17 protein-coding genes and 1 riboswitch are annotated in these 19,667 nt (G+C 74.5%); of the genes, 10 read left to right on the forward strand and 7 right to left on the reverse strand.

The features are described from left to right. Window position 1 precedes the first annotated feature (1 nt). Window positions 2-1,441 carry a PTS ascorbate transporter subunit IIC gene (locus HUT06_RS20495; protein ID WP_176197214.1) on the reverse strand — a complete coding sequence of 480 codons (1,440 nt, stop codon included), beginning with the start codon at window positions 1,439-1,441 and terminating at the stop codon, window positions 2-4. 77 nt (window positions 1,442-1,518) lie between these two features. Beyond that, entirely contained in the window at window positions 1,519-2,250 is a 732-nt protein-coding gene (locus HUT06_RS20500) for a GntR family transcriptional regulator (protein WP_254715292.1), read from the reverse strand. Window positions 2,251-2,379: 129 nt separating this feature from the next. Here HUT06_RS20500 and HUT06_RS20505 point away from each other — a divergent pair, with 129 nt between their 5' ends. Together HUT06_RS20505 and HUT06_RS20510 are read left to right on the forward strand one after the other, a co-directional pair. Beyond that, the gene (locus HUT06_RS20505) at window positions 2,380-3,723 is read left to right on the forward strand and encodes a hypothetical protein (RefSeq protein ID WP_176197215.1); all 1,344 of its coding nucleotides are present in this window, start codon (window positions 2,380-2,382) and stop codon (window positions 3,721-3,723) included. Between the two features lie 67 nt (window positions 3,724-3,790). After that, on the forward strand, window positions 3,791-4,924 hold the full coding sequence (locus HUT06_RS20510; protein ID WP_254715293.1) for a carbohydrate kinase family protein: 1,134 nt from the start codon (window positions 3,791-3,793) through the stop codon (window positions 4,922-4,924). Window positions 4,925-4,947: 23 nt separating this feature from the next. Here HUT06_RS20510 and HUT06_RS20515 read toward each other — a convergent pair whose 3' ends face one another. Continuing rightward, window positions 4,948-5,895, reverse strand: coding sequence for an AraC family transcriptional regulator (locus HUT06_RS20515; protein WP_176197216.1), 948 nt, complete (start codon window positions 5,893-5,895; stop codon window positions 4,948-4,950). An 82-nt stretch (window positions 5,896-5,977) separates the two neighbouring features. Between HUT06_RS20515 and HUT06_RS20520 the strand changes: the two genes are divergently transcribed. Together HUT06_RS20520 and HUT06_RS20525 are read left to right on the forward strand one after the other, a co-directional pair. Next, on the forward strand, window positions 5,978-6,817 hold the full coding sequence (locus HUT06_RS20520) for an NAD(P)H-binding protein (protein ID WP_176197217.1): 840 nt from the start codon (window positions 5,978-5,980) through the stop codon (window positions 6,815-6,817). Between the two features lie 52 nt (window positions 6,818-6,869). After that, complete coding sequence (locus tag HUT06_RS20525) at window positions 6,870-7,373, forward strand: DUF1772 domain-containing protein (RefSeq protein ID WP_176197218.1); 504 nt, start codon at window positions 6,870-6,872, stop codon at window positions 7,371-7,373. An 86-nt stretch (window positions 7,374-7,459) separates the two neighbouring features. On the opposite strand, the gene HUT06_RS20530 is transcribed toward HUT06_RS20525, so the two are convergent. Beyond that, window positions 7,460-8,434 (reverse strand): DUF1838 family protein, encoded by a 975-nt coding sequence (locus HUT06_RS20530; protein WP_176197219.1) that lies wholly within the window; start codon window positions 8,432-8,434, stop codon window positions 7,460-7,462. A gap of 126 nt (window positions 8,435-8,560) precedes the next feature. Here HUT06_RS20530 and HUT06_RS20535 point away from each other — a divergent pair, with 126 nt between their 5' ends. After that, window positions 8,561-9,397 carry a metallophosphoesterase gene (locus HUT06_RS20535; protein WP_176197220.1) on the forward strand — a complete coding sequence of 279 codons (837 nt, stop codon included), beginning with the start codon at window positions 8,561-8,563 and terminating at the stop codon, window positions 9,395-9,397. A 13-nt stretch (window positions 9,398-9,410) separates the two neighbouring features. On the opposite strand, the gene HUT06_RS43875 is transcribed toward HUT06_RS20535, so the two are convergent. Both HUT06_RS43875 and thiC read right to left on the reverse strand, forming a co-directional pair. After that, window positions 9,411-10,103, reverse strand: a complete 693-nt coding sequence (locus HUT06_RS43875) for a TetR/AcrR family transcriptional regulator (protein WP_254715294.1) — start codon at window positions 10,101-10,103, stop codon at window positions 9,411-9,413. A gap of 170 nt (window positions 10,104-10,273) precedes the next feature. Next, a complete protein-coding gene (gene thiC, locus HUT06_RS20545; RefSeq protein ID WP_176197221.1) occupies window positions 10,274-11,998 on the reverse strand; it encodes a phosphomethylpyrimidine synthase ThiC in 1,725 nt (574 codons plus the stop codon). After that, window positions 11,994-12,107, reverse strand: a riboswitch (TPP riboswitch). It overlaps the preceding gene by 5 nt. Before the next feature lie 134 nt (window positions 12,108-12,241). On the opposite strand from thiC, the gene HUT06_RS20550 reads away from it, so the two are divergent. The 3 genes from HUT06_RS20550 (at window position 12,242) to HUT06_RS20560 (ending at window position 16,656) form a co-directional block, all read left to right on the forward strand. Then, complete coding sequence (locus HUT06_RS20550; RefSeq protein WP_217711360.1) at window positions 12,242-13,402, forward strand: sensor histidine kinase; 1,161 nt, start codon at window positions 12,242-12,244, stop codon at window positions 13,400-13,402. Between the two features lie 66 nt (window positions 13,403-13,468). Then, on the forward strand, window positions 13,469-14,161 hold the full coding sequence (locus tag HUT06_RS20555; RefSeq protein WP_302931817.1) for a CDP-alcohol phosphatidyltransferase family protein: 693 nt from the start codon (window positions 13,469-13,471) through the stop codon (window positions 14,159-14,161). Beyond that, a complete protein-coding gene (locus tag HUT06_RS20560; RefSeq protein WP_176197222.1) occupies window positions 14,158-16,656 on the forward strand; it encodes a mannose-1-phosphate guanyltransferase in 2,499 nt (832 codons plus the stop codon). The genes HUT06_RS20555 and HUT06_RS20560 overlap by 4 nt, the downstream gene beginning before the upstream one ends. Before the next feature lie 21 nt (window positions 16,657-16,677). Here the strand turns inward: HUT06_RS20560 and HUT06_RS20565 are convergent, their stop codons facing one another. Beyond that, entirely contained in the window at window positions 16,678-18,015 is a 1,338-nt protein-coding gene (locus HUT06_RS20565; RefSeq protein WP_176197223.1) for a PLP-dependent aminotransferase family protein, read from the reverse strand. 75 nt (window positions 18,016-18,090) lie between these two features. Between HUT06_RS20565 and HUT06_RS20570 the strand changes: the two genes are divergently transcribed. Together HUT06_RS20570 and HUT06_RS20575 are read left to right on the forward strand one after the other, a co-directional pair. Further along, window positions 18,091-18,729 carry a LysE family translocator gene (locus tag HUT06_RS20570; RefSeq protein ID WP_176197224.1) on the forward strand — a complete coding sequence of 213 codons (639 nt, stop codon included), beginning with the start codon at window positions 18,091-18,093 and terminating at the stop codon, window positions 18,727-18,729. Window positions 18,730-18,770: 41 nt separating this feature from the next. Next, on the forward strand, window positions 18,771-19,658 hold the full coding sequence (locus HUT06_RS20575; protein ID WP_176197225.1) for a DUF881 domain-containing protein: 888 nt from the start codon (window positions 18,771-18,773) through the stop codon (window positions 19,656-19,658). Window positions 19,659-19,667: the final 9 nt, after the last annotated feature.

Consider the following 19,667-nt stretch of genomic DNA (forward strand, 5'->3'; position numbering starts at 1 on the left):
GTCAGGCCTTCGCCGCGGCGGCCTCGCCCTCGGGCGCGGCGTCCCCGTCCGCCGGGCCGCCCCGCCGCTTCTCGGCGCGGCCGAGCAGCAGCAGGGAGGCGACCATCGCGGCGAGCGCGACGGCGGGCACCGCCCAGACCGCGTTCCCGCCGGCGACCGGTTCCACCGCCTTCAGCAGCCACGCGATCGCGTACCAGTCGGGGTCGGCGAGGGTGGCGAGCTCCGGCGCGGTCTTCTCGTACAGGCCCCAGGTGACGGCCTGCCCGACCGCGAGGATCAGCCCGGAGATCACACCGCCCAGCACCGCGCCGCGCCAGCCCGCCACCACGTTGCCGAACAGCGCGGCGGCGCCGCCCACGAAGAACAGCATGATCATGGGCGGGGCGAGGGTGAACCAGCCGGCGCCGGCGAACACGCCGAGGCAGACCAGGAACACGACGGTGGACGAGACGAAACCGATCATGACGGCGGTCGGCGCGACGGGGAACACGGTCGGCGCGTCCAGCGCGGGGCGGGTGCCGGGGATGACCCGGTCGCTGAACCCCTTGAACGCCGGGACGATCTCGCCGAGGAACATCCGCACGCCGAACAGCAGGATCGCGATGCCGCCCGCGAACCGGAGGCCGACCAGGATCGCCCACACCCACGGGGACAGCTTCTCGTCCATCTCGGCCGCGGCCTTGGCCACCACGCCGTCGTCGGCGAGCGCGACCCCCACCAGCATGATCACCGTGATGATCAGCGCGGTGCTGACGTTGACGTCCTTGAAGAACGACAGCTGGCGGGGCAGCTTCAGCTTCTCGGTGTCGTGCTTGTCGCGGCTGCCGAGCGGCCGCGCGGCGTACCCGGTCACCAGGCACGCGAGCGAGCTGGTGTGCGCGAACCCGAACCGGTCGTCCGGCATGACGCGGCGCATCAGCGGCCGCATCCACAGCGGCTGGAGCGTCCAGTAGGCGGCGACGAACCCGGCGCCGCACAGCACCAGCGTGAGCTGGTCGGCGTCCGGCGCGATCGTCACCAGCGACGCCACCGTCACCGTGCTGACCCAGAACATCAGGTGCCCGGTCAGGTACAGGTAGCGGGCCGCCGGGAACAGCCGGACGACGAGCACGTGCACGAGGAACGCGACCGTGATGACCAGCGCGACCGTGCCGCCCTGCTTGGTGAGGAAGTCGGCGAGGGTGTTGTCGGCCTTCGGCGGCGTGGTGTCCATCGCGCTGGCGAGGACGGTCTGGAAGCTGGTCAGCCCGCCGGTGAACACCTCCACGCCGATGAACAGGATGACGACGCCGATCGTGGCGCGCAGCGCGCCCGCGAACACGTCCTCGAAGCGCTTGCGCTGGAGGACCAGGCCGATCAGCGTGATGAGACCGATGAGGATGGGCACCTGGCCGAAGACGTTGTCGGCCAGGAAGGTGAGGATGTCCTTGATGACGTCCATGGTGAAGTCGCCTCACTTCCCGGGGGGTGGTGGTGCGCTGTCGCCCCCGTCAGCGCGATGGACGATCGTCCGGTTGGTCAGTGGTTCGGTGGTCGCAGGTCCAGTTCCAGGCGGTACCGGTCGCCGCGGTACAGGGACCGCACGTACTCCAGCGGCCGCCCGCCGGGGTCCCTGGTGATCCGCTCGAACAGGAACGCCGGCATGTGCACCGGCACTCCGAGCTCGGCGGCCTCCTCGGCGGTGGTGACGGTCGGCTCGATCGTCTCGGTGCCCGAGGCGATCACGATGCCGGCGCCGCGCAGCAGGTCGTAGAACGACCGCCCCTCCAGGTCGTGCCTGCGCAGCCCCGGCATGAGGGACCGCGGCATGTAGAGGGTCTCGATCGCCATGGTCGCCTCGTCGGCCAGCCGGAGCCGCCGAATGGTAAATACCTCTTCCTCGGGGGAGAGGGCGAGCCGCCTGCCGATCCGCGCCCCCGCCGTCTCCGTGCGGAACGACAGGACCCGCCCGCCCGGCTTCATCCCGCGCCTGATCATGTCCTCGGTGAACGAGGTCATGGTCAGCGACACCGCGATCCGGGGTTCGGCCACGTAGGTGCCGCTCCCGTGCCGCCGGTCGAGGAGGCCCTCGGCGACCATGCCGTCGATGGCCTGCCGCAGCGTCGGCCGGGAGACGCCGAGGTCCGCGGCGAGCCGGCGCTCGGACGGCAGGGCGTCCCCCACGTCCAGGCCGTCCAGCATCGCCAGCAGCTCCCGGCGCACCGCCTGCCGTTTCGTGCTCCCGGAGCGGGATCCACCGGCGGATGGCACGCCGTTCACCTCCTCTTGACGTTGTTCCTGTCGTTGCACACCGTATGTCCGATTGTGGCGACTGGTCAATACCACTTTGGCGATGTTTGCCCTGGTCGTGGTCGGGCGGCCCGTGCGACGGTCGTGGCCATGAGGAAACTCACACGCGGCGCCCTGGCGATGGCGCTGCCCCTGGTCCTGCCCGCGGCCCTCTGCACGGCGCCGGCGCACGCCGCCGGAGGCCCCGGCACCGGCCCGCCCGCCGCCCGCGACGGGTGGCGGCTGGTCGCCGCCGAACCGTTCAACCGGCACCTGGACAGCGCGAAGGCGCCGTGGCGGCCGGACGGCGACGGCCCGTCCAGCCCCTACAACGTCGACATGTACGACAACGACGGCGCCTACTTCGACACCGTCGGCGGCCCCGCCTTCCGGCAGCAGCTCGCGAAGATGAAGACCTACCGGCAGTCGTTCACGTTCGGGAAGCGCGGCTGGCTCACCGCCGAACTCGCCGCGCGGGACACCGACGGGGACGGGCGGCCGGACCGCCCGCCGACGCTCACGTCCGGCAAGGGCGTCGCGCGCATCGACGAGCCGGCCCACCAGGCGGGCGTCGTCATCCGCTCCACCCGCGACCTGCCCGCCGAGTACCGCGTCGAGATGACGCTGCGCGGCCTGGACTTCGGCGGGCAGCGCGGCGGCCTGTGGGACTACCCGGACGGCCGCGTCAACGGGTACTCGCCCGAGGGCTGCAAGACCAACTTCCCGTGGGCGTCGGGCGGCGACTTCTCCCGGCCGGAGTGCGAGTGGGCCGACGTCCGCACCGACTCCAACGGCTTCTACTACATGTCGATCATGGACTACCGGCAAGTGGCCCCGCACAACAACGTCTTCGTCCACGGCCACCGGAAAGTCGCCATGGACGGCTACAACCGCTACAAGTACACCGGCAAGGGACTGCTGTACTGCGACCCCGCCACCGGCCGGTACGAGCCCTACTCCGCCGGGACGGGCAACGGCGTCAACGCGATCTTCATGACCGACGACCGCCGGTACGCGGCGATGCCCGGCACCGAGTACCTGATGGACAGCGAGTGCGGGCACCGCAAGGGCGGCGCGATCGTCTCGACCGTCGACCTGCGGCCGGAACTGCTGCCGCAGGAGCCCTACACGTTCGCGATCGAGCGCCGCGACGGCGCCTACACGATGGAGATGACGGGCGTCTTCGCGCACGTGGGCCGCGCCACCTTCCGGTACACGCGCGCGTTCGTCCAGGACGGCGAGCCCATCTGGCACTACAACCAGCGGCCGCAGGAGTACGACGGCCGGTTCGACGCCGACTGGACCTGGACGGGACCGGGCGGCACGCTCGTCGACCGGGGCACCTGGCCCGCCGGGTCCGCCTACCCGGACCGGTTCATGATCGGTGACCCGCACATGAACTTCTACGAGGGAAAGGCGCAGGTGGACGACATCCGGTTGTACGTTCCGGAGTAGCAGTCGATGTCGGAGGCGGGGGCTAGGGTCCGGGGGACCCAGCCCACGCCTCGCCACGGGGGGCCTCGTGACTCAGCAGACCGCGGTGACTCCGCAGACCGCGCCGGGCCGGGCGCCCGAGCCGTCCCTCGCCGACCCCTGCGCGGAGCGGGAGCCGGCGGGGGAGCGGCTGCGCGCCGGCGGGGCCGGCCCGGGCCTGGACGTGTTCCTGTCCGGCCAGGTCTTCATGGACATGATCTTCACCGGGCTGCCGGGGCTGCCGCCGCCCGGCACCGAGATCGTCACCGACGGGCTCGGCTCGGCGCCCGGCGGGGTCGCCAACATCGCGGTCGCGATGAGCCGGCTCGGCCTGCGGGTCGGGCTGGCGGCGCCGTTCGGCGACGACATGTTCGGCGCCTACCTCTGGCGGACCCTCGCCGAGCAGGAGGGCGTCGACCTCGGGCTGTCGCGCCGCGTGCGCGGCTGGTCGACGCCGGTCACCGTGTCGATGGCCTACGACTCCGACCGCAGCATGGTGACGTTCGCCAGGCCCGTCCCCGCCCCGCTGGACGACCTCGGCGCCCCGCCGCCGGACGCGCGGGCCTGCTTCGTCGACGTCGACCGCCCGGTGCCGCCGTGGGCGGCCGGCATGCGCGCGCGGGGCGCGCTGGTGTTCGGCGACCTCGGCTGGGACCAGACCGGCGCCTGGCCGGCCGAGGTCCTCGACCGCCTCGCCCACGTCGACGTGTTCCTGCCGAACGCGGCCGAGGCGATGGCCTACACCCGCACGGCCACCCCGGCGGACGCGGCCGCCGCGCTCGCCGAGCGGGTCCCGGTGGTCGTGGTCAAGCGCGGCGGCGACGGCGCCATCGCGATCGACTCGGCGTCGGGGGAGCGGGCCGAGGTCGGCGCGCTGCCGGTGGAGGCCCTCGACCCGACCGGCGCGGGCGACGTGTTCGCCGCCGGGTTCGTGTTCGCCACCCTCGCCGGCCTCCCGCTGGCCGAGCGGCTGCGGTTCGCCAACCTGTGCGCCGGGCTGTCGGTGCGGCACCGCAGCGGCTCGCTCGGCTCGCCGTGCTGGGGCGAGATCGCGGCGTTCGGCGAGTCGGCGGAGGTGCCGGAGTCGGTGCTGGCCGAGTACGCGTTCGTCGTCCCGTTCATCCCGGACGCGGCCGACGACTCGCCCGTCCGCGCCGAGCCCACCCTCCGCGAGGAGCACTGACCGCCCCGGGCGCCCCCGGCCGGTCAGGCGGGGGCGGCGCCGGCGCCCGCGCGGTACTCCTGCGGGCTGACGCCGTGCTCGCGCTTGAACGCGGTGCTCAGCGCGAACGCGGTGCCGTAGCCGACCTGGCGCGCGATGGCGTCCAGCGTCGCGTCGCTCTCCCGCAGCAGGTCGGCGGCCTGCGCCAGCCGGATCCCGGTCAGGTACGCCATCGGCGGCTCGCCGATCAGCTTCGCGAACCGCTGGGCGAGCGCGGCCCGGGAGACGCCGACCCGGGCGGCGAGGCCCGCGACCGTCCACGGGTGCGACAGGTCGTCGTGCAGGAGCCGCAGCGCGGGGCCGGCGACGGGGTCGCCGTGGGCGCGGTACCAGCCGGGGGCCGCGGCGTCCGGCCGGGAGAACCAGGCGCGCAGCGTCGCGATCAGCAGCAGGTCGAGGAGCCGGTCCAGGACGATCTCCTGGCCGGGCTCGTCCCGGCCGATCTCCTCGCCCAGCACGTCGACGAGCGGCGACTTCCAGGTGTCGGCGCGCACCACCGCGATCGGCGGCAGCGCGGACAGCAGCCGCCCCGTGACGGCGCCGCGCATCTGGTAGGTGCCGATCAGCATGACCGACGTCCCGGCCGGGTCGTTGCCCCAGGCGCGGACGCCGAGGTCCATCGCCTCCGACAGGCTCGTGCCGTCGGGGGTGGTGCAGCGCTGCCCGGGATGGATGACGATCTGCGGCTCGGTGGCCGGGTCGTCGCTGACCGTGTAGTGGTCGGGGCCCCGGAAGACGGCCATGTCGCCGGGGCCGACGCGCTGCGGCTCGCCCTCGTCGGGGATCAGCCACGCGTCGTCCCTGACCATGGACAGCAGCGTCAGCGGCGCCTCGTCCTGGATGCGGACCGACCAGGGCGGGTCGAGGGTCGCCCGCAGCATGAACGCTCCGCGGGCGCGCGGGCCGTCGAGCAGGTCGGTGAGCGCGTCCATGGCGGCCAGCCTAGACGCTGGCGTATGCGGGCGAGCTTCTCGACGATGGTCGCCGAAGCCGCCCGCCGGTTGACTTGAGGGCATGACGAACACGGAGATCGAGAACGGCCTGACCCTCGTCCTCGGCGGCACCGGCAAGACCGGCCGGCGCGTGGTGGAGCGGCTGGAGGCCCTGGACGTCCCGGTCCGGATGGGATCGCGGGCGGCCTCGCCCGCCTTCGACTGGGCGGACGAGGCGACCTGGGCGCCCGTGCTGCGGGACGTCGAGAAGGTGTACCTGTCCTACTACCCGGACCTGGCGGCCCCCGGCGCGCCGGAGGCCATCGCCGCGTTCACGGCGAAGGCGGTGGCGGCCGGCGTGCGGCGGGTGGTCCTGCTGTCCGGCCGGGGCGAGCCCGAGGCGGCGGAGTGCGAGGGGATCGTCCGGGCGTCGGGCCTGGAGTGGACGGTCGTGCGGGCGAGCTGGTTCGCGCAGAACTTCAGCGAGGACTACCTCCTCGACCCCGTCCGCGCCGGCGAGGTCATCCTCCCGGCGGGCGAGGTGCCGGAGCCGTTCGTGGACGCCGGCGACATCGCCGACGTGGCCGTCGCGGCGCTCACCCGGGACGGCCACGCGGGCGAGGTCTACGAGGTCACCGGCCCCCGCGCGCTCACCTTCGCCGAGGCCGTCGCGGAGATCGGCCGCGCGGCCGGACGGGAGATCGCCTTCGTCCCGGTGAGCGCGGACGACTACGCCGCCGCCCTCAAGGAGCACGGCCTGCCCGGCGACGTCATCGGCTTTCTGACCTACCTGTTCACCACCGTGCTGGACGGCCGCAACGCCCGTCCCGCCGACGGCGTCCGGCGGGCGCTCGGCCGCGCGCCCCGCGACTTCGCCGACTACGCGCGGGAGACAGCGGACAGCGGGATCTGGACCCCCTGACCGGCTGGAACCGCTGACCCGCTAGAACCTCTGACCTGAAGGTGGAATGACGGTGAAATCCGCACTCGCGGGCGTCTCGGTGACGCTCTCCCTGATCATGGCGGCTGGCATGGCCGGGACGTTCTTCGGCTTCTCGACCGGCGTGATGCCCGGCCTGAACGCGGCGCGACCGGGATCGGCGATCGACGCGATGCAGGGCATCAACCAGAAGATCCAGAACCCGCTGTTCGTGGCGATGTTCATGCTGGTCCCGGTGCTGGCCGCCGCGGCGGGCGTGCTGCTGCTCACACTGGACCAGAAGTCGGCCGCGATCCTGTTCTTCGCCGCGGCGGGCGTCTACTTCCTGGGCGCGCTCGTCCCGAGCTTCGCCGTGAACATCCCGATGAACAACGACCTGGACGCCGCGTCGATCCCGAAGGACATGGCCGAGGCGGCGAAGCTCTGGTCGGACTACTCCGGCCGCTGGACCGCCTGGAACACCGTCCGGGCCGTGTTCAGCTGGGCGAGCGTGCTCGCGATGAGCCTGGGCGTCTACTTCTGGGGCAAGAACAACTGAACGCGGGAGCACCAGGACACCAAGGCGACTGGACGCTGAAGCGGCCCGCGCCCCTGCGGAAGGGGGCGCGGGCCGCCTCGCCGTTTCTACCTGCCGTTCCGCGCGCACCATTCCGCCCAGGTGAGGGCGCCGTTACGGAGCTGCTTGCGGTAGAAGGACGTCCACGAGGTCTCCGACGGCGCGGGCGCGCCGGGGGCCTTCTTGTAGAGGGGGTAATCGCGCTCGACCTCGGCCTTGAGCCAGGGCTCCAGGTCGTCCCACGAGTCCAGGGTCCAGCTCCGGGCGTGGAAGAGGAGCCGTGCGCGGGTGTCCTCCTCCGGCACGCACATCGACGGGGTGAACGGGCTGGACCGCGTCCAGCTGTTCGCCACCTCCATCGCCCCCTTCGGGACGCCGTGCGCCCGCCGCGCCGCCTCCCGCTCGCCGATGTGGAAGTCGAACATCTCCCAGGCGGTGTAGACGCCGCCGGGGAGGCCGAAGCCGTCGCCGGTCAGGGCCTTGATGTCGGTGCGCGGCGGGATGTCGGAGACCTGGGCGAGGTTGCGTCCGACGTCCTTGAGCGGGCCGAGCCGGAACTGAGGCGTGATGGGGAACGGCCCGAAGTCGACGTCGTCGTTGTTCACCGGGACCAGCGGGTACGTCTTCCCGTCGAGCGGGTTGCGCCACTGCCTCAGCACCTTCGCCGGGTCCTGCGGGTCGGTGTAGAAGACGACCTCGCGGCTCAGCTGGTACAGCTTGTTCGTGCCGGGCTCGCGGTAGAGGCGCCGGATGTTGTAGCCCTCGAACCCGAACAGCCGCGTCCCGTGCCGCAGGCGCGGCGCCAGGGCGTCGCCCGGCACGTCGGCGTACACGTACCCGGAGATCCGGTACAGCATGTCCCGGCCGTCCGGCCGCCCGAGGACCTGCAGCTGGAGGCGGGTGTCGCGATCCTCGACCTGCGCGTACAGCGGCCCGGGGGCCGACGGCCCGGAGACGGGCCGGGCGGCCGCAGCCCCCGGTACCGACCACAGCAGGCAGGCGGCGGCCGCGCCGGTGAGCAGGGCCGTCAACGGTCGTCGCATGCGGACTCCTCGGTGGCTCGTGAGACGCAGATCACGCCATGCAAGCACCCCCAGACCCCGGCGTCACTCCCCGGCGGCGGGAGCCGGCCCCGGCGCGGCGCCCGCCCGGGGGCTTACGATCGCCGGATGGGCGGCGTCTACGCGATCAGCGACCTGCATGTGGGATTCCCCGAGAACCGCGCGTTCGTCGACGGGCTGCGGCCCGGGTCCGGGGACGACTGGCTGATCGTCGCCGGCGACGTCGCCGAGCGGTTCGCCGACATCGAGTGGACGCTCCGCACGCTGCGCGAGCGGTACGCCTGCGTGCTCTGGGTCCCCGGAAACCACGAGCTGTGGACGGTCAAGGACGACCCGGTGCGGCTGCGCGGGGAGGCCCGCTACCGGCGCATCGTCGACATGTGCCGCGGCCTCGGCGTGCTCACCCCCGAGGACCCGTACCCGGTCTGGGACGGCGAGGGCGGCCCCGTGACGATCGCGCCGCTGTTCCTGCTCTACGACTACACGTTCCGGCCGGACGGGGCGTCCACCAAGGAGGAGGCGCTCGAGATCGCGCACGAGGCGGGCGTCGTGTGCACCGACGAGGTCTACCTGCACCCCGACCCGCACCCGACGCGGGACGCCTGGTGCGACGCCCGGATCGCCTACACCGAGGAGCGCCTGGCGGCCCTGGAACCGGGGACGCGGACCGTGCTCGTCAACCACTGGCCGCTGATCCGCGAGCCCACCCGCGTCCTGTGGTACCCCGAGTTCGCGCAGTGGTGCGGCACCGAGCGCACCGCCGACTGGCACGCCAGGTTCGGCGCGGTGTCCGTCGTGTACGGGCACCTGCACATCCCCCGGACGATCTGGGCCGGCGGCGTCCCGCACATCGAGGTCTCGGTCGGCTACCCGCGCGAATGGCGCAGATGGAGCGGCGCTCCGCGCGGGCCGCGCCGGATCCTGCCCGTCCCGGAGACGGGCTGACCGGCGGGACCGGCTACGGCCGGCCGGGCGCCATGCCCGTGGCGGCGAGCGACAGCAGCCGCCCGGCGGCCTCCGGCTCCCGCTCGGTGGCCGCCGCGATCGCGCCGGTGAGCCACAGGACGTCGGCGAACGCCGCCTCCGCCGGCGCGTCCCCGGCCCGCTGCGCGCGAGCGAACAGCGCTTCGGCCGCCTCGCACATCGCCCGCCGGGAGGGCGCCGGCTCCGGCCGCCCGGCCGTCGGCGGCGCCTCGTCCCGCGATGCCGCCTCCTCCTTGAGCGCCGCCTCTTCCGTGAGCGCCGCCTCGTCCCGCAGCACCGCCTCGTCCCGCAGCACCGCCTCGTCCCGCAGTGACGCCACGGCCGCGGCGGCCAGCCCGCGGTAGGCCGCCACCTGCGCGGCGAACGCGTTCAGCCAGGTCAGCAGCGCCTCGCCGGGCGCGGGGGAGGCCAGCAGCTCGCGGGCCGCCGCGGCCAGCTCGGCGTAGCCGTCGGCGAGCAGCGCCTCCAGCAGGTGCCGGCGGGTCGGGAAGTGGCGGTAGAGCGTCCCGATGCCGACGCCGGCCTGCCGGGCGACGGCCTCCAGGGACGCCCCGGCCCCGTCGCGCTGGAAGATGTCGCGGGCCGCGGCGAGCAGCCGCGCCCGGTTGCGGCGCACGTCGGCGCGCATCGCGCGCGCGGGGGCCGTCGGCGTGTCGTCGCTGGTCACGTAGTCGTCGGTCCTTTCCCGGCGGGGACGGGCCTGCGGCGATTCGGGGGGATCCGCGGCTTTGGAACGGTCCCTCGATACTAGCCGCGCCGCGCACCCCGGGCCCCGCCGGGCCGCGCGGGCCCGGCGCGGAACCGTCCGCGCCGGGCCCGCGCCGACCTGCGCTTACGTCACGACGGACCGGGCGACAGGGGCAGCTGCACCCGCCCGCCGGCGGCCCGGAACTCCGCCGCCTTCTCGCGCATCCCCGCGGCCAGCGCGGCCTCGCCGTCCAGCCCGCGCTCGTCGGCGTACCGCCGCACGTCCCGGGTGATCTTCATCGAGCAGAAGTGCGGGCCGCACATCGCGCAGAAGTGCGCCGTCTTCGCCGGCGCCGCCGGCAGCGTCGCGTCGTGGAACGCGCGGGCGGTGTCCGGGTCCAGCGACAGGTTGAACTGGTCCTCCCAGCGGAAGTCGAACCGCGCGTCCGACAGCGCGTCGTCCCACGCCTGCGCCCCCGGATGCCCCTTGGCCAGGTCGGCGGCGTGCGCCGCGATCTTGTAGGCGATGACGCCGGCCTTGACGTCCTCGCGGTCCGGCAGCCCGAGGTGCTCCTTCGGGGTGACGTAGCAGAGCATCGCCGTGCCGTGCCAGCCGATCATCGCGGCGCCGATCGCCGAGGTGATGTGGTCGTAGCCGGGCGCGATGTCGGTGGTCAGCGGCCCGAGCGTGTAGAACGGCGCGCCGTCGCACCACTCCTGCTGCCGGTCCACGTTCTCCTTGATCTTGTGCATCGGGACGTGGCCGGGCCCCTCGTTCATCACCTGGTTGCCGTACTCCGCCGCGATCCGCGTCAGCTCGCCCTGCGTGCGCAGCTCGGCGAACTGCGCCTCGTCGTTGGCGTCGGCGATGGAGCCGGGGCGCAGCCCGTCCCCGAGCGACCAGGTGACGTCGTAGGCGGCGAAGATCTCGCACAGCTCCCGGAACCGGGTGTAGAGGAAGTTCTCCTCGTGGTGCGCCAGGCACCACGCCGCCATGATCGAACCGCCCCGCGACACGATCCCGGTCTTGCGGCGCGCCGTCAGCGGCACGTACCGCAGCAGCACCCCGGCGTGCACGGTCATGTAGTCCACGCCCTGCTCGGCCTGCTCGACCACCGTGTCGCGGAAGACCTCCCAGGTCAGCTCCGCCGGGTCGCCGCCGACCTTCTCGACCGCCTGGTACAGCGGGACGGTCCCGACCGGGACCGGCGAGTTCCGCAGGATCCACTCCCGCGTGGTGTGGATGTCCCTCCCGGTCGACAGGTCCATGATCGTGTCGGCGCCCCACCGGGTCGCCCACGTCATCTTCTCGACCTCGTCCTCGATGGACGACGCCACCGCCGAGTTGCCGATGTTGGCGTTCACCTTCACCAGGAAGTTCCGGCCGATGACCATCGGCTCGGCCTCCGGGTGGTTGACGTTCGCGGGCAGCACCGCCCGCCCGGCCGCCAGCTCGTCCCGGACGAACTCCGGCCGCACCCCCTCCCGCAGGGCCGCGAACTCCATCTCCGGCGTGATCTCGCCGCGCGCCGCGTACGCGCGCTGCGTCACCGCGCCGCCGGACGCGCGGCGCGGCCGCCGCGGCGGGACGTCCTCCCGGACGGGCGCCGCCTTGCGGCCGTCGTCCTCGGGCCGCACCGCCCGCCCCTCGTACGGGGCGGTGTCGCCGCGCTCGGCGATCCACGCCTCCCGCAGCGCGGGCAGCCCCCGGCGGACGTCCGTCCGCCGCGACGGATCGGTGTACGGCCCGGACGTGTCGTACAGGACGACGACATCGCCGTTGGTGAGCGGCACCTCCCGCATCGGGACCCGCACATCCGGGCGCGAGCCCTGCAGGTAGGTCTTGCGGGCAGCTGGAACCACACGTTGTGTCATGACGACCCGATCTCTCCCTACGCCGGCATTACCCGGTCAGGTTCATGCGGTCAGCGGCCGTCTCAGCCGCTATCTCAGCCCGGTTCGCCGGACCCCCGCGATCTGTCGCCACCGACGCTAACCCGGACCGCCCCCGTTGCCGCAACCGCGCCCGCCGGGGTAGAACGCGCCCGCGCGAACCCGGCCCGGCCGCGGCGGGGGCGGTGCGCAGTGATCGCGGGGGTCGGGGAAGATGGACGGGTGGTGACGCTGCCCCGGGTCAATGCGACGGTCACGGACGCCCTGCTCGCGATGGTGCTGGCGGCGGTCGCCTTGGCCGCGGCGGCGGTGTGGCCCGGCGTCCGGGAGCTGGACGCGCCCGGCGCGCTGCTGCTGGTCGCGGCGCACGCGCCGCTCGCGGTGATCAGGCGGTGGCCGGCGCCCGCGCTCGCGGCCCTGGTGGTCCTCGTGCTGCCCTACCACCTGGCGCAGTACCAGCACCACGCGCTGGTGCCCGCCGAGGTGGTCGCGCTGTTCGCCTACGCCGTGCTCGGGCGCCGGGTGCGGGTCGTCCTCAGCGTCGTCGCGTTCCTGCTGGCCGTGTGCGTGATCGGGATGGCGATGCGGGCGGGCGGCAGCTCGGTCCGCGAGCAGGTCGCGGTCATCGAGGCCGCGGTGTCGGTGGTGATCGCCGTCCAGGTCTGGCGGGTGCACCGGGCGCGGCTCGCGACCATCACCGAGCGCGCCGAGCGGGCCGAGCGCACCCGCGAGGAGGAGGCGCGGCGGCGGGTCGCCGAGGAGCGGCTGCGGATCGCCCGCGACCTGCACGACCTCCTCGCGCACAGCATCACGCTGATCGGCGTGCAGGCGGGCGCGGCGGCCCACCTGGTGCGCGGCGACCGGCCGCTCGACCGGGCGGAGCTGGCCGACGCGCTCGGCTCGATCGCGGCCACCTGCCGGGACGCCCGCACCGAGCTGCGCGGCACCCTGCAGGTCCTGCGCGGCACCGACGTGGGCCCCACCGGGACGCTGCCCGGCCCGGACGGCATCGCCGACCTCGTGCGGGCCGCGCGCGCCGGCGGCATCGACGTGGAGCTGTCGGACGGCGGCCTCGCGACCGCGCTGCCGCCGGAGGTCGGCGTCGCCGCGTACCGGATCGTCCAGGAGGCCCTGACCAACACTGTCAAGCACGCCGCCGCCGGGCGCGCCACGGTGACCCTGGAGCGGGACGCCCGCGGCCTCGCCGTCCGGGTCGCCGACGACGGCCGCGGGCCGTCCGGCGGCGCGCCGGAGGGGTTCGGCATCCTCGGGATGATCGAGCGGGCCCGCAGCGTCGGCGGCACGCTGGACGCGGGGCCGGGGGAGGGCGGCGGGTTCGTCGTCACGGCCCTCCTTCCGCTGGCGGACGTCGTCAGCCCGCGGTGACAGGCACCGGGCGATCCCTTACCGGTAGGGTCAGGATCAAGGGGACCAGGGGAGGCGAACGCGTCGGTGAGCACACTGCGAGAGGCCCCGCAGGACCGGATATTCACGGTGCCCAACGTCCTCAGCATGGCACGGCTGGTGGGCGTCCCGCTGTTCCTGTGGCTCGTCCTCGTCGAGGCGGACTGGTGGGCGCTCGGCGTGCTGGTGTTCGCCGGCCTGTCCGACTGGCTGGACGGCAAGCTGGCGCGGGCGCTGAACCAGACGAGCAGGCTCGGGATGGTGCTCGACCCCGCCGCCGACCGGCTCTACATCCTGGCCACGCTCGTCGGGCTCACGATCCGCGACATCATCCCGCTGTGGCTGGTGGTCGCGCTGGTCGCGCGGGAGTTCGCGATCCTGCCGATCGCGCCGATCATCCGGCGGCTCGGGTACGGCGGCACGCTGCCCGTCCACTTCATCGGCAAGGCGGGCACCATGTGCCTGCTGTACGCGTTCCCGCTGCTGCTGCTCGGCGACCACGACGGCGGCGCGGGGACGGCGGCGAAGGTCGCCGGATGGTCCTTCGCCATCTGGGGGACGGGCCTGTACTGGTGGGCCGCCGTCCTCTACTGGGCGCAGACGCGGCAACTGGTGCTGGCCGGCCGCGCCGCGCCCCCGGCCTCCGGAGCGGAGCCGGGGCCGGGCCCCGCGCCGGGCGGGGCCGGTCCGGGGGCGGAACCGGCGGCCGGCGACCAGAAGGGAGCTGAGACCCCCCGATGAAGGCCGTCGTGATGGCGGGAGGCGAGGGGACGCGGCTGCGTCCGATGACCGCCAACCAGCCCAAGCCGCTGCTGCCGCTCGTCAACCGGCCGATCATGGAGCACGTGCTCCGGCTGCTGAAGCGGCACGGGTTCAGCGAGACCGTCGTCACCGTGCAGTTCCTGGCCGCGCTGATCCGCAACTACTTCGGCGACGGCGAGGAGCTCGGCATGTCGCTGAGCTACGCCACGGAGGAGATCCCGCTCGGCACCGCCGGCAGCGTCAAGAACGCCGAGGAGGCGCTGCGCGACGACCGGTTCCTCGTCATCTCCGGGGACGCGCTCACCGACATCGACCTCACCGACATGGTGCGGTTCCACAAGGAGAACGACGCGCTCGTCACGATCGGCCTGAAGCGGGTCCCCAACCCCCTCGAGTTCGGCATCATCATCGTCGACGACGAGGGCCGGGTCCAGCGGTTCCTGGAGAAGCCCACCTGGGGCCAGGTGTTCTCCGACACCGTCAACACCGGCATCTACGTGATGGAGCCGGAGGTCCTCGAACACGTCGCGGAGGGCGAGTCCGTCGACTGGTCCGGGGACGTGTTCCCCGAGCTCCTCGCCGAGGGCGCCCGGCTGTTCGGGTACGTGGCCGACTGCTACTGGGAGGACGTCGGCACCCACGAGAGCTACCTCAAGGCCCAGGCCGACATGCTGTCGGGCCAGGTCGGCATCGAGCTGGACGGCTTCGAGATGTCCCCGGGCGTGTGGGTGGCCGAAGGCGCCGAGGTGGACGCCGAGGCCGTCCTCAAGGGCCCGCTCTACATCGGCGACTACGCCAAGGTCGAGGCCGGCGTCGAACTGCGCGAGTACACCGTGCTCGGCAGCAATGTCGTGGTGAAGGAGGGCGCGTTCCTGCACCGGGCCGTCGTCCACGACAACGTGTTCGTCGCGCCGTCGACGAACCTGCGCGGCTGCGTCGTCGGCAAGAACACCGACATCATGGCCGGCGCCCGCGTCGAGGAGGGCGCGGTCATCGGCGACGAGTGCGTCATCGAGGCCGAGGCGTACGTCTCCAGCGGCGTGAAGGTCTACCCGTTCAAGACCATCGAGGCCGGCGCCGTCGTCAACACCAGCGTGATCTGGGAGTCGCGCGGGCAGCGCAACCTGTTCGGGCCGCGCGGCGTGTCCGGGCTCGTCAACGTGGAGATCACGCCCGAGCTGGCGGTGCGGCTCGCCAGCGCCTACGCGACCACGCTCAAGAAGGGCACCACGGTCGTCACCGGGCGCGACGTCTCCCGCGCCGCCCGCACCCTCAAGCGCGCCGTCAACAGCGCGCTGACCGCCGGCGCCATCAACGTCAACGACCTGGAGGCGACGCCGCTGACCGTCGCCCGGTTCGAGACCGGCCGCGAGGACGCCGTCGGCGGCATCTACATCCGCACCACCCTCGGCGACCCGCAGGGCGTCGACATCCTGTTCCTGGACGCGGGCGGCGCCGACCTGTCCCAGGCGGCGCAGCGCAAGCTGGAGCGCGTCTTCGGCCGCCAGGAGTACCGCCGCGCGTTCCCCGGCGAGATCGCCGAGCTCACCTACCCGCCGCGCGTCGTGGAGACCTACACCCGCGACCTGCTGCGCCGCGTCGACATCCGCGGCGTCCGCGAGGCCGGGCTGAAGATCGTCCTGGACTGCGCGGGCGGCGTCGCCTCGCTCGTCCTGCCGAACCTGCTCGGCAAGGTCGGCGTGGAGGTCCTCACCCGCAACGCCGGGCTGGACGAGGCGAACCCGACCGAGACGCTCGCCGAGCGGATGCGCGACCTGGAGCGGCTCGGCGAGCTGGTGTCCTCGTCGCGGGCCGCGTTCGGCGTCCGGTTCGACCCGGTGGGGGAGCGGATCTCGCTGGTGGACGAGAACGGCGAGCTGGTCGGCGACGACCGGGCCCTGCTGGTGATGCTCGACCTGGTCGCGGCCGAGCGGCGCGGCGGCCGGGTGGCGCTGCCGGTGACCACGACGCGGGTCGCCGAGCAGGTCTGCCGGTTCCACGGCGTGCAGGTCGAGTGGACGTCCACGTCCCAGGACGTCCTCACCAAGGCCGCCGCGCAGCCCAGCGTGATCTTCGCGGGGGACGGCCGGGGCGGCTTCCTGATGCCCGAGTTCAGCGGCACGGTCGACGGGATCGCGGCGTTCGTCCGCCTCGTCGGGCTCGTCGCCCGGACGCGGCTGACGCTGTCCCAGATCGACCGCCGCATCCCCGGCGCGCACCTGCTGCGCCGCTCCGTCCCGACCCCGTGGGCGGCCAAGGGCAGCGTGATGCGGCACGTCGTGGAGGCCGCCGGCGACCGCGCGATCGACACCACCGACGGCGTCCGCGTGGTCGAGGACGACGGCCGCTGGGTGCTCGTCCTGCCCGACCCGGCGGAGGCGGTCACCCACCTGTGGGCCGAGGGCCCCGACGCGGACGCCGCCCAGGCGCTCCTGGAGGAATGGGCCGCGGTCGTCGAACGCGCCGGCTCCTGACGGCGCGCTCCTGGGGGCGGGTCAGTCGACGGGCGTGTCGTCGGGGCTCCCGGCGGCGATCTCGGCCAGGACGTCCAGCGCGCGCGCCAGGGTCTCCAGGGGCGGCGACGCCAGGCCGACGCGCACCGCGCGGGGCGCCGCGCCCGTCCCCACGACGAAGGCCGCGGCCGGGGTGACGGCGATCCCGCGCCGCGCGGCCGCCGCCACGAACGTCTCCGCCCGCCACCGCGGCGGCAGGTCCCACCAGCGGAAGTAGGCGGGCGGCCCGGCGGGGGCGGCGTCCGCGAGCCGCTCGGCGGCGAGCGCGGCGCGGGCCGCGGCGTCCGCGCGCTTGGCGCGGGTCACCGCCGCGACCGTCCCGTCGGTGATCCAGCCGGTCGCCGCCTCCAGCGCGAACCGCGCCGGCCCCCACGCGCCCGACCGCAGCGCCGCCGCGACCCGTCCGGCCAGCGGGGCGGGCGGCACGGCGAAACCGACGCTGAGGCCGGGTGCGAGGCGCTTGGACAGGCTGTCGACCAGCACGGTGCGTTCCGGCGCCAGCGCCGCCAGCGGCTCCGGCGCGTCCGCGTCGAGGAACGCCCAGACGCGGTCCTCGACCGCGGGGAGGCCGAGCCGCTCCAGGACGGCGGCGAGCTCGGCGCGGCGGTGCGCGGGCATCGTCGTCCCGCACGGGTTGTGCAGGGTCGGCTGGACGTAGAGCGCGCCGACCGGCGCGGCGCGGTGCGCGGCGGCGAGCGCGTCGGGCCGCAGCCCGTGCTCGTCGGCCGCGACCGGGACGAGCGTGACGCCGAGCCGGGCCGCGATGCCCTTGACCACCGGGTACGTCAGCGCCTCCACGGCCATCCGCCCGCCGGGCGGGACGAGCGCCGCCACGGCCCCCGCGACCGCCTGCCGCCCGCTCCCGGCGAACAGGACGCGGGACGGGTCGGGGCGCAGGCCGGGCGCCGCGAGCAGCGCGGCGGCGGCCTCCCGGGCGGCGGCGGTCCCCGCGACGCCGACCGGGCCGAGCGCCCCGGCCGCGACGTCCCGGCGCGTGAGCCGCTCCAGCCCGGCGGCGAGCAGCGGGCCCTGCTCGGGCACCAGCGGGTAGTTCAGCTCCAGGTCGATGCGGGCGCCCGCCGGCTCGGCCAGCGCCGGGTCGGCCGGCCGCGGCGCGGCGCGCACGAACGTGCCGCGCCCGACCTCCCCGACCACGAGGCCGCGCCGCCCGAGCTCCCGGTAGACGCGGCCCGCCGTGGAGGCCGCGATGCCGCGCCGCCGGGCGAACGCCCGCTGCGGGGGCAGCCGGTCGCCCGGCCGCAGCCGCCCCGCCGTGATGTCGGCGGCCACCTCGTCGGCGACCCGGCGGAAGTCCTCCACGGCCTCTCCCTTACATTGCACCGAGATCAATTCCTCTTATTGTACTGAGTAATGCCCGGATCTAGTATCGGTGCAATGATCTCGCTCACCGCCGCCGCGGCCGTCGCCGCCTTCGCCCTCGGGCTCGTGCTGACCCCCGGGCCGAACATGATCTACCTGGTGTCGCGGACGGTGACGCAGGGCCGCCGCGCCGGGCTCGTCTCGCTCGGCGGCGTCGCGGCCGGCTTCCTGCTCTACGTCGCCGCCGCCACCGCCGGGCTCACCGCCGTCTTCGCGCTCGTCCCCGCCCTCTACACGGCGATCAAGCTCGGCGGGGCCGCCTACCTGCTGTGGCTCGCCTGGCAGGCGGTGCGGCCCGGCGGCACGGCCGTGTTCGCGCCCCGCGAGCTCCCCGCCGACCCGCCGCGCCGGCTGTTCGCCATGGGCCTCGTCACCAACCTGCTCAACCCGAAGATCGCGATCCTGTACGTCTCACTGCTGCCGCAGTTCGCCGACCCCGCGCGCGGGCGCATCGCCCTCCAGATCATGCTGCTCGGCCTCATCCAGATCACCATCGCGATCACCGTGAACGGCCTCATCGTGCTCGGCGCCGGCGGCATCGCGGACTTCCTCGCCCGCCGCCCCGGCCGGCGGCGCGTCCAGCGCTACCTGATGGGCTCGGCCCTGGCCGGGCTCGCCGTCCACATCGGCCTCCACCGGCCCGCCGCCGCCTGACCCGGCTGCCGCGGCCCGCCGTCCCTTGCCATGATGGGGCGGTGATCGCACGACGGGACGGCCCCGGCGGCCGGCGGCGCCCCGACGCCTCCATGTCGCTCCTCGCCGACCTCATCGCCGGCAAGCTCCTCGACCACGGCTACGCCGAGGCCGCGGCCCGCCGCGCCGCCGGCCCCCGCCCCGCCCGGCGGCGCCCGCTGCGCGGTACCGGCGTCCTGCTCGTGCTCGTCCTCGCCGGGACGCTCATCGCCGTCGCCGGCGTCCAGGTGCGCGAGGGCGAGCCCGGCGCGGCCGAGCGGCGGTCCCGGCTGGTCGGGGAGATCCGCGCCCGGACCGCCGAGACCGACGCCCTGCAGCGCCGCCTCGACCGGGTCCGGGCCGACACCGAGCGGCGCCGCGAGGCCGCGCTCGCCCGCAGCGACGAGGGGCGCCGCGTCCGGCGGCGGCTGGCCCGGGCCGGCGCCGCCGCGGCCGCGCTGCCCGCCGCCGGCGCCGGGATCGTGGTCACGCTCGCCGACGCCCCGCGCCCCGGCCCCGGCGCGCCCGGTGCGCGGCGGCCCGCCGCCGACGCCGGACGGGTCTATGATCAGGACCTCCAGGTGCTGGTCAACGGGCTCTGGGCGGCGGGCGCCGCGGCGATCGGCGTCAACGGCCGGCGGCTCGCGCCGACCACCGCGATCCGCTCGGCCGGTGAGGCGATCCTGGTCGACTACCGGCCGCTGACCGGCCCCTACGAGGTCACGGCGCTCGGCGACCCGGACCGCCTGCGGGACGCGTTCGCGGGCTCGGCCGCCGACCGGCGGCTCGCCGCGCTCCGCGCGCGGTTCGGGCTCCGGTACGGCGTCCGCGGCACGTCCGCGGCCCGGCTGCCCGCGGCGGGCACGGTCCGGCCGCGGTACGCCGGCCCCCGCCCGGAGGACGGCCAGTGAGCGGGAGGG

The sequence above is a fragment of the Actinomadura sp. NAK00032 genome, assembly GCF_013364275.1.
GTDB lineage: Bacteria > Actinomycetota > Actinomycetes > Streptosporangiales > Streptosporangiaceae > Spirillospora.

Coding starts and splice junctions, on each gene's coding strand:
- HUT06_RS20505 (WP_176197215.1), top strand. CDS start 2,380: ATGAGGAAACTCACACGCGGCGCCCTGGCGATGGCGCTGCCCCTGGTC.
- thiC (WP_176197221.1), bottom strand. CDS start 11,998: ATGACACAACGTGTGGTTCCAGCTGCCCGCAAGACCTACCTGCAGGGC.
- HUT06_RS20515 (WP_176197216.1), bottom strand. CDS start 5,895: ATGGACGCGCTCACCGACCTGCTCGACGGCCCGCGCGCCCGCGGAGCG.
- HUT06_RS20560 (WP_176197222.1), top strand. CDS start 14,158: ATGAAGGCCGTCGTGATGGCGGGAGGCGAGGGGACGCGGCTGCGTCCG.
- HUT06_RS20570 (WP_176197224.1), top strand. CDS start 18,091: ATGATCTCGCTCACCGCCGCCGCGGCCGTCGCCGCCTTCGCCCTCGGG.
- HUT06_RS20520 (WP_176197217.1), top strand. CDS start 5,978: ATGACGAACACGGAGATCGAGAACGGCCTGACCCTCGTCCTCGGCGGC.
- HUT06_RS20530 (WP_176197219.1), bottom strand. CDS start 8,434: ATGCGACGACCGTTGACGGCCCTGCTCACCGGCGCGGCCGCCGCCTGC.
- HUT06_RS20495 (WP_176197214.1), bottom strand. CDS start 1,441: ATGGACGTCATCAAGGACATCCTCACCTTCCTGGCCGACAACGTCTTC.
- HUT06_RS20535 (WP_176197220.1), top strand. CDS start 8,561: ATGGGCGGCGTCTACGCGATCAGCGACCTGCATGTGGGATTCCCCGAG.